The organism is Paenarthrobacter sp. NPDC090522 (assembly GCF_044769225.1).
GTDB lineage: Bacteria > Actinomycetota > Actinomycetes > Actinomycetales > Micrococcaceae > Arthrobacter.
On the sequence record NZ_JBIVXL010000040.1, the window covers coordinates 1 to 9,246 of the forward strand.

Annotated in this window: 7 protein-coding genes; 3 read left to right on the forward strand and 4 right to left on the reverse strand. The window is 64.6% G+C overall.

Translation table 11 applies throughout. The features are described from left to right. Positions 1–148 precede the first annotated feature (148 nt). The 3 genes from ACIQT2_RS23700 (at position 149) to ACIQT2_RS23710 (ending at position 3,527) form a co-directional block, all read left to right on the forward strand. Positions 149–667 (forward strand): GNAT family N-acetyltransferase, encoded by a 519-nt coding sequence (locus tag ACIQT2_RS23700; RefSeq protein WP_402951659.1) that lies wholly within the window; start codon positions 149–151, stop codon positions 665–667. 9 nt (positions 668–676) lie between these two features. Further along, positions 677–2,383 (forward strand): helicase HerA-like domain-containing protein, encoded by a 1,707-nt coding sequence (locus ACIQT2_RS23705; RefSeq protein ID WP_402951662.1) that lies wholly within the window; start codon positions 677–679, stop codon positions 2,381–2,383. A gap of 115 nt (positions 2,384–2,498) precedes the next feature. Continuing rightward, complete coding sequence (locus ACIQT2_RS23710) at positions 2,499–3,527, forward strand: hypothetical protein (RefSeq protein WP_402951673.1); 1,029 nt, start codon at positions 2,499–2,501, stop codon at positions 3,525–3,527. An 83-nt stretch (positions 3,528–3,610) separates the two neighbouring features. Here ACIQT2_RS23710 and ACIQT2_RS23715 read toward each other — a convergent pair whose 3' ends face one another. From ACIQT2_RS23715 to ACIQT2_RS23730, 4 genes are all read right to left on the reverse strand, one after another. Continuing rightward, positions 3,611–5,584: an NHL domain-containing thioredoxin family protein gene (locus tag ACIQT2_RS23715; protein ID WP_402951664.1), complete on the reverse strand. Its 1,974-nt coding sequence runs from the start codon at positions 5,582–5,584 to the stop codon at positions 3,611–3,613. After that, a complete protein-coding gene (locus ACIQT2_RS23720) occupies positions 5,584–7,782 on the reverse strand; it encodes a cytochrome c oxidase assembly protein (protein WP_402951667.1) in 2,199 nt (732 codons plus the stop codon). Before ACIQT2_RS23720 ends, ACIQT2_RS23715 begins: the two co-directional genes overlap by 1 nt. Positions 7,783–7,997: 215 nt before the next feature. Continuing rightward, positions 7,998–8,285: an HU family DNA-binding protein gene (locus tag ACIQT2_RS23725; RefSeq protein WP_011776355.1), complete on the reverse strand. Its 288-nt coding sequence runs from the start codon at positions 8,283–8,285 to the stop codon at positions 7,998–8,000. 218 nt (positions 8,286–8,503) lie between these two features. Next, positions 8,504–9,064, reverse strand: a complete 561-nt coding sequence (locus ACIQT2_RS23730) for a GNAT family N-acetyltransferase (protein WP_402951670.1) — start codon at positions 9,062–9,064, stop codon at positions 8,504–8,506. Positions 9,065–9,246 lie beyond the last annotated feature (182 nt).

The following is a 9,246-nucleotide window of genomic DNA, read 5'->3' on the forward strand; positions in this document are numbered from 1 at the left end:
GTGGTGCCGGGGCCCTGCCGTCAGGTCTCTCCCCCCCCCTCCCCCCCCCCCCCCACCACCCACACGCGCCCGATTTCGTCCGCTTTTCCCCCCCAAACCCCCCCCACAACTGCGACCTACTTGGGTGACCACCTACGAAAGGCTTCACATGACAGCAACACCAACCCTGCCGCCGTCGGGCCTGACCGTGCTCAGCCTGCCCATGGACGATCCCCGCGTCCGCCCGCTCCTGGACGAGCTCGCCGTCGAATACGACACCCGCTATGGCGACCTGTTCAGCAGCGAAGGGGCCTCGGAGGAACTGAACCGCTACCCTGCCGAGGAATTCGCCGCACCGCACGGAGCGCTCCTCATCATCCAGGAGAACGGCGAATCCATTGCCGGGGGCGCCTTCCGCCGCTACGACCAGGACACTGCGGAACTCAAGCGCATCTGGACCCACTCGTCCCACCGGCGCCGGGGACTGGCCCGGCGTGTGCTCGCTGAACTCGAGGCTGAGGCCCTCCGACGCGGTTACTCCAAGCTGTACCTGACCACCGGACCACGCCAGCCGGAGGCCAAGAACCTTTACCTCGCCACCGGCTACACAGCACTGTTCGACCTCACGGCCGACCCCGAGGAAATCATGCATTTGGCATTCAGCAAGGATCTTGTCCCGCGCAGCTAAGCTATGCGCATGGCCACGAAAACCACTGCTGAAAAACTCGCCACCATCCAGCAGGGGTACACCCTGCAAGGCGCCACGATTGAGCTGGGTGCCGCGATTGTGGACGACGAAGTCCACAAAGAAGCCCAGGTCCGGCTCCCCCTTGCCATGATGAACCGGCACGGCCTGGTGGCCGGTGCAACGGGTACGGGCAAGACCGTCACGCTGCACATGATCGCCGAACAGCTCTCGACGGCGGGCGTTCCGGTGTTCCTCGCCGATATCAAGGGCGACCTCTCCGGCTTGGCGACGGCGGGAACCGCCAGCGAGAAGCTGACCGCCCGCACATCGGCCCTGGGCCAGGAGTGGTCTGCCAGGAACTTTCCCGTGGAGTTCCTCTGCCTGGGCGGGGACGGCAACGGCATTCCGGTGCGCGCCACCATCACCTCGTTCGGGCCCATCCTGCTCTCCCGCATCATGGACCTCAACGACACCCAGGAATCCAGCCTCCAGCTCATCTTCCACTTCGCGGACAAGAACAACCTGGAACTCATCGACCTGAAGGACCTGCGGGCCGTCATCCAGTTCCTCACCTCGGATGAGGGAAAAGCCGAACTCGCGGACCTGGGCGGCCTGTCCAAGGCCACGGCAGGCGTGATCCTCCGCGAACTCGTTGGCCTTGAAGCACAGGGCATGGAAAAGTTCTTCGGGGAGCCCGAGTTCGATACCGCCGAGCTCCTCCGCACCGCTCCCGATGGCCGCGGCGTCATCAGCTGTTTGGAACTCCCCACCCTCCAGACCAAGCCCCTGCTGTTCTCTACGTTCCTTATGTGGCTACTCGCGGATCTGTTCGAGGACCTTCCCGAGGCCGGCGACCTGGACAAGCCAAAGCTCGTGTTCTTCCTGGACGAGGCACACCTGCTCTTCAACGGCGCTTCCAAGGCCTTCCTCGACGCCATCACCACCACGGTTCGGCTTATCCGTTCCAAGGGCGTGGGCATCTTCTTCGTGACACAGACGCCCAAGGACGTGCCCGCGGATGTCCTCGGCCAGCTCGCCAACCGAGTGCAGCATGCCCTGCGCGCCTTCACCCCGGAGGACGCCAAGGCTTTGAAGGCCACGGTGTCCACCTTCCCGGTCAGCGACTACGACCTCGAAGAGACCCTCACCTCGGCCGGCATCGGCGAGGCCGTCATCACGGTCATGAACGAGAAGGGCGCGCCCACTCCCGTGGCCTTGACCCGGCTGCGCGCGCCCGAGTCCGTCATGGGTCCCAGCGCGGACGACCTTGTCCGGAGCACCGTGGCGGCTTCATCGCTCCTGGCCAAATACGGCACGGCGGTGGACAACGTGTCAGCCTACGAGAAGCTGAACGGTGCGGCGCCCGTGCCCACGGGATCGCCCGCGCCGGGGCAACCTCCCGTGCCCGCGTCCTCCGGTTCGTCCGGCGGCTCCCCTGCCGATATTGACGCCGAGGCCCGCCGCATCGAGGAAGAGATCCTCGGCCGGCTCAGTTCCCGTCCCGCCCCTGCGCCGTCGTCCTACCCCGTCCCTTCGGCTCCCGCGCCTGTCCCCGCACCCGCGCCCTCGGACCCGGGCGTGTTCGGGGACCTCGCCGGAGCCCTCGGCGGTGCCTTGGGTGGCGGCCTGAAGAACATGGTCCGATCCATGGGAACCCAATTGGGCCGCGACCTGATCCGCGGCGTGTTTGGCACATCGTCACGGCGGCGCCGGTAGCTTTGCTCCTGCCTGAACCACGACGGCGGGTGCCCGGCCCGCGTGCGCCGGTCGCCGCCGTCGTGCGTCCGTATGGCGTTCTTGCTAAGTCACCTTACAGTCTTCCTGCGCGGCTATTGGCGCCACGGCAGGTAACGTAAAGGGCGTGCAGGTGAGTCAAGCATTGGTCAAGACCGCAGCCGGATGGCTGCTCGGTCTGATGCTTGCTGCCGCCGGCGCGATCGTCTGCATCAATCTGGTGAGCAACTCCGTGGCCAGTCCGCAGCAGCCCGTACGGGAGTACCTCGAGGCGCTGCAGAAGGGCGAAGGCGAGCAGGCCCTGGGCTTATTGCGCGCCAAGGTACCCAACGCGAACGCCGCCATGCTGGACGGAACGGCCCTGCAAACCGCCGCGTCCGCCCTTTCGGACGTCAAGATCGGCAACGCCGAATCCAGGAACGGCAACCGTGTGGCAGTTCCCGTGGAATACACCCTGGACGGCAGCCGGCTCCACACCGAGTTCCTCATGGAACGCACCGGTACGCAATGGCTGTTCTTCGGAAAATGGGCTTTCGTACCCACCACCCTGCCCACTATCGACGTCACAGTGGTCAATGCCAGCGAAGCCGCCCTGAACGGGGTTCCGGTCAACATGCCCAACGGTCACAACACGTTCGCTGTGTTCTTTCCCGGCAAATACGAGGCCAGCCTGAACGGCACCTTCTTCGAGGCACCCGCCACTTCAGCCCTCGTCTCAACCCGCGACGGCGGGCAGGCTCCCCTGAACCTCCAGACCCGCTCCACCAAGTCCATGGACGAGGCCGTCGCCGGCAAGGTCCGCGAATTCCTGGACAAGTGCGCCGCCGAAGCCACGGAGCAACAGCGGCTCCAGCCGGACTGTCCGTTCTACCACGCCAGCAACGCCCGGGTAGTGGACGGGACCATCAAATGGGAGATCACGGAATACCCCAAGATCACCATCGAACCCTTCGGCGGGAAATGGGTGGTGGCACCCCTGAACGGCAAGGCACGGCTGACTGCCCGCGAGATCAACCTGTTCACCGGGGCCGTCAATGACCTCAACGTGGTGCATGATTTCAGTTTCACCACCCAGTTGGACACCGACGGCACCACCGTGACCGTCACACCGCTGCTCACGTTCTAGGGCTCGCGCGGGTCTCCGGGGCTTCCCGGCCTGGCTGCCTCCGGCTCGGAGGATGCCAGGCCACCCCGTCTTTGCTTCGGCCTTTAGTCCATGCCCCGCAGGTCCAGGACCAGTTCTGAATCGCCATCTGCCTGGAGGACCACCGGGATGCCCCAGTCCTGCTGGTAGAGGTGGCAAGCCGCGTGGTCCGGAATCTCGCCGTCTTCGGTCTCAGGACCGTCGCAGGCCGCAGCACGGGCGGTGATGTGAAGGATTCCCTCGGCCACCTCCGGGTTCAGTTCCACGGTCCTCAGGAGCCCCACGGAGGTCCCCCCACCCGACACGATGAGTTCCGGCGGGGTAGAGGAAATCTTCAACTGTGTGGGGTCGCCCCAGCGGTCGTCAAGCTTCTGGCCCGTCGGGGCCTTGAACCGGACCGTGAGATCCAGGTTCCCGGGAACCACAGGACTCTTGGGACGCTGGGTCTGCGAAGCGCCCTCGTCCACCTGCTGGGCTTCCTTGGGAATCGGAACCAGAACCAGTTGGTGCTTATTGGATTCCACCACCACCAGCAGCGGTTCCGCGTCTTGATGGTTGACCACCACTACGTCGCTGGGCTCGGCCAATCCGCGGGCCAAAGTGGACACCGTGTTGGTTGAAGGATCGTAGCGGCGCACGGCCCCGTTGTAGGTGTCCGCAATGGCAACCGAACCATCCGGCAGGACGGTCACGCCCAAGGGGTGCTGCAAGCGCGCTTCAGCCGCCTCGCCGTCACGGAAGCCAAAGTCGAACAAGCCGGTGCCGACGGCGGTTTCCACTGTCACGCCGGACTCACCCACCACCAGGCGGCGCAATGCCGAGGTTTCGGAGTCGGCCACCCAAATGTTGTCCTCCGCATCGACGGCCAGGCCGGACGACTGGGCGAACCAGGCTTCCTCGGCGGGACCGTCCAGCAGCCCCTCCAGGCCGGAGCCAGCCAGGATCGAAACGATGCCGCTGACGGGATCCACAGCGAAGATCTGGTGCGTCCCTGCCATGGCAACAACCACGCGCTGCAGCTTTTCGCTCCACACGAGGTCCCATGGCGAGGACAGGGAGACGCCGGTGCCGCGGCCAAGCACCCCAACGTCCAAGGCATCGGCAGCAAAGTCCGCCGGACCGCCGTCGTGGTGCTCCGACCAGCTGCCGGCACCCGACTCGGTGACGCGGGCCGGGCCGGCGTCGAGCAGTCGCTGAACACCGTTGCCCGCAATGGTCCGCACTTCGCCGCTGCCCAGGTTGACGCCGCGCAGGCGGTGGTTCACGGTGTCGGCAACAACAACGTCGTAGCCAAGCGTCGAGGCGAGCCCTGCAGGCAGCACCGCCACGCCCTGGGGTTCGTTGAACTGCGCGGTCCCGGCAGTGCCGTCGGCGAAGCCCTTGGTACCCGAGCCAATCACCCGCTCCACCGTCTCAAAGTCAGGGCGCAGCTCAACCAGCCGGTGGTGTCCGGAATCGACCACCAGGTAGTTGCCGTTGTCCAACTGGGTTGCCTTCCCCGGGAAACGCAACGTGCCGGATGTCGGCTCGGGCGCCACGTAGGGGCCGTTGCCACGGTGCAGGGTGCCCTTGGCTTCATGTTCAGCCACAAGCTCTTCCAGCAGGACCGCGAGGCCGTCGGCGTGGCCCTCGCCTGAGAGATGGGCCACGATGTAGCCCTCCGGATCAATGACAACCAGGGTGGGCCAGGCGCGCGCTGTGTAGGCCTTCCAGGTGGCAAGCTCAGGATCGTCCAGCACCGGGTGGTGGATTTCATAGCGCTCAACGGCCGAGGCCAGCGCTACCGGGTCTGCCTCGTGCTCGAACTTGGGCGAGTGCACGCCTACCGTCACCAGGACGTCGGAGTACTTTTCTTCAAGTGGCCGCAACTCGTCCAGGACGTGGAGGCAGTTGATGCAGCAGAAGGTCCAGAAGTCCAGCAGCACGATCTTGCCGCGGAGCGATTCGAGGTCGAGCGACTTGCCGCCGGTATTGAGCCAGCCCCGGCCCTCCAGCTCAGAGGCGCGGACCCGGAGTTGGGTGCGTACGGTTTCGCTCATCAGCGTCCTTCCAGCTTGGTGTTTCGTTCAGTCTGCCCGGTCCCGGACTCATCGCCCGCCTGGTTCCCGGCAGTGCTGCCGGGGCCGTTGGCCGCCTCGGTCCCCGGATTGTTGCCGGCAGTGGTCCCTGGACCCGACTGGCGGCTGGACACCTTGGCGTCCCGCTCGGCCAGCCGGGCAAACATATCGTTGTAAGCACTCAGGTCGGCGTCGTTATTCCTGTCCGCCGCCCGATCGACCCTCCGGGTTTCCCGTGCATCCGAACGGGACCACATAACCGCCACTCCGATTGCCACCAGCAAGGTGGGGACCTCGCCGATGCCCCACGCAACAGCACCGCCCATTTGCTGGTCAGCGAGAGCGGACGCACCCCAGGTCCGGCCCAGGTTGCCGAAATAGTCCGCAGCGAGGAGGCCCGTGCCACCCATGATCGATACGCCGAAGAACGCGTGGAAACCCATCGTGGCCAGCAACAGGAGCAGGCGCATCGGATACGGAGCCCTGCGCGGCAAGGGGTCGCTGCCGATCATGCTCAGCACGAAAATGTAACCCGTCAACAGGAAGTGGAGGTTCATGAGCTCGTGGCCTACATGCTCACGCATGGCAAGGCCGAAGAGGTCCGAATAGTAGAACAGCACAATGGAACCGGCGAAGTTCGCGGCCGCAAACAGCGGGTGCGTCACTACCTGCGAGAAGCGTGAGTGGACAAAGAGCAGCAACCATTCGCGCAGGCCCCTCGATCCATGGGCACCCTCACCGCGGGCAGGGAGGGCGCGCAGGGCAAGCGTCACCGGGGCGCCAAGGACAAGGAAGATCGGCGCAACCATGGTCAGCGCCATGTGGTCAACCATGTGCGCAGAGAACAGCACGCGGCCGTACACGGCGGGCGGTCCGGAGGTGATGTAGGTCAGGACCACCAGGCCCACCAACCACGGGATGGTGCGCAGCACAGGCCAGGAGTCGCCGCGTTTGCGGATCTTGATGACACCCAGGATGTAGGAAACGGCGCCAAACAACGCCACGCCTACCCAGAGCCAGTCGAAACGCCACTCGGTGAGCCAGCGCTCGGGCGTGAGCTCCGGTGGCACCTCATAGCCAGACAGGATGAAAGCGGGCGAAGCATCCGGCGCATACGTGGTGGGTTGCGGCGGAGCGGAACGTCCCAGCGCCACGGCGAGTCCCGACGTCGCGCCCATCACCAAGAGCTCCACAAGAATCAGTTGCCACAACACCCTGCGGGCGGACATCGAACCATTCTTGCCCAGCTGGGGTATCACCCACTGCCGGTGCATGAAGCCGATGCCGCCCAGCACCAACGTGGCCAGGGCCTTCGCAAGAATGAGCTGGCCGTAGGAGGAACCGAAAAGATCGCCGGGATTGGTCACGCGGATGGCGGCGTTGATCACGCCCGAGGCAAAGACCAGGACGAACGCGAAACCTGCCAGGGACGAGAAGCGCCGGAGCGTCGGTTCGGTGATGTCAGCGGTTCCCGACGACCGTGAACCCGTCAGGAGACCGGACAGGACCGCAAGCATGATGATGCCGCCCACCCACGTGGACACCCCCACCAGATGCATGCCCAGGGAGTTGATGGCGCCCTCGTGGTCGCTGGAACTTGAAGAGTGCCCAATAAGGGCAGTCGGAACCAATCCGATGAGGGCCAAAAGCAAGGTAAACGCCAGGCCAGTCAAGGACCGCACGCCAAACAAGGCCGTGGTGACAACGGCTGCGATGATGGTCACCGCAAGCCAAGCCTTGCCCGTCTCGATATCCGTCATGAAGTACACCAGGGAACGGGTGAATTCGGCGTCCCCGGAGACTCCCTGCCCTGCAACGTCGGCGTAGGTCAGGACAAGGACGGCCACCGCTGAAAGAGTCCACGCGGCGCCCGCCGCGGCCGCAACGGCCAAGGCCCGCGAAAACGCGGGGTGCTCGGGTGCCTCGGGATCATCCTTGCCACGCGTCCTGGAGGGCTTGAGGTTCTTGGGAAGGATTCCGACGGCGAAGATCAGGCCACCGATGACGGTTGCCACAGACACGTTGTGAATGGCCTTCGCGAAGGGAAGGCCCCACCGGACCAAGGCGCCGGGGTCGGAGACCTGGCGGGCTGCCGCAGCACCGGAGAAGATGAGCGCTCCGGCCAGCGTCAGGAACAGGACAGCCAGGCCCGCGAGCTGCCACGGCAAGGAAATACCCATGCCAGTGGCGCCTCCCCGCGCTCCCGGCTTGGGAACGGGCGAAGGGGCAGTGGCGGAGCTTCTGGCTAATGGCACTTATCCATTGTCCGTTACCTGCCGCCGGGCTGCGAATCGGGAGTTTGCTGGGGAGGAGAAGTGGGCAAACATCAGATTAAAAAGCAGAAGAGGCGGCAACATCACGTTGCCGCCTCTTCCAGGCGTTCGCCGAAGTATGGTTACTTCTTCTTGGCTACAGCAGCCTTCAGCTTGGAACCAGCGGTCAGCTTGACGCTGTGGCCGGCTGCGATCTGGATGGTCTCGCCGGTCTGCGGGTTGCGGCCGGTACGAGCTGCACGGTCGGTACGCTCAACTGCGAGCCAGCCCGGGATGGTGATCTTCTCGCCTGCAGCAACAGAAGTCTCGAAAACTTCGAACAGTGCATCGAGCACGGAGTTGACGGCTGCCTGGCTGGTGCCAGCCTTGCCTGCTACCTCTGCAACGAGTTCACTACGGTTCTTAGCCATTTACGTCCTCCTGGACTAATACGTTTTTGAGCCGGCAAGCGGAACGCGAGCAAGCCACTGCTCGAAAACTTACCAGCTTGCACCGGCATGGCCAGCAAATTCCGCGTGTTTCCGCGCTTTTTTGACCAAAATCACCGGATTTTCGGGGTTTTTGGGCCTACGGGCCGGCTGTGGCGTACCCTACGGCGCGGCAACACAGTATCCTACCCCCGCAGGGATCAGTGCAGAATGCGCTGATAGAGCACATGGTCTTGCCACTTCCCATCGATCTTCAGGTACGACGGCGCCAACCCGATCCGCTCGAATCCGCTCCGCTTCAGCACCGCTTGGGAAGCCGCATTGTGCACCAACGTGGCCGCCTGGACACGGTGCAACCCCAGCTCACTGCCGGCCATATCCAAGACCGCACCGACGGCTGCCTTGGCCAAGCCCTTGCCGGCATGAGCCGAATCAACCCAATATCCAAGGTTGGCGCTGAGGAAGGGACCACGGACGATGCCTGTCAGGGTCATGGTTCCAACGATCATGCCGGACCTGACGAGCACCCAGGGCACCTCGCGGCCGGCAGCACACTGCTGCAGCTTGCTTCGAACCGCCTTCTCCTGCCCGGAGACCGAGAAGAACGACGGCTCGCGCCGAGGCTCCCACGGGGACAAGTGCTCGGCGTTCCGGACGTACGCCGCTGCCAATGCCCCGGAATCCTCCAGGACGACCGGCCGCAAATGGACCTGTTCGTTTGCAAGGAGTGCGGGGACATCGAGGGACCGGGACAGGTTCATCCGGTGACTCTATCTTGCGCGCGGGCAACCTCCCGTGCCGTTGAGGGGTCCGCATTGCTTGTTGTCGGGTTTGTTGTGCGTGTTTTTTGGTGTGTTAAAGGTGTGGAGCCCCGACCGTCGTGGTCGGGGCTCCTGTTAAGTGTTGTCCGGCGGTGTCCTACTCTCCCACACCCTCCCGGGTG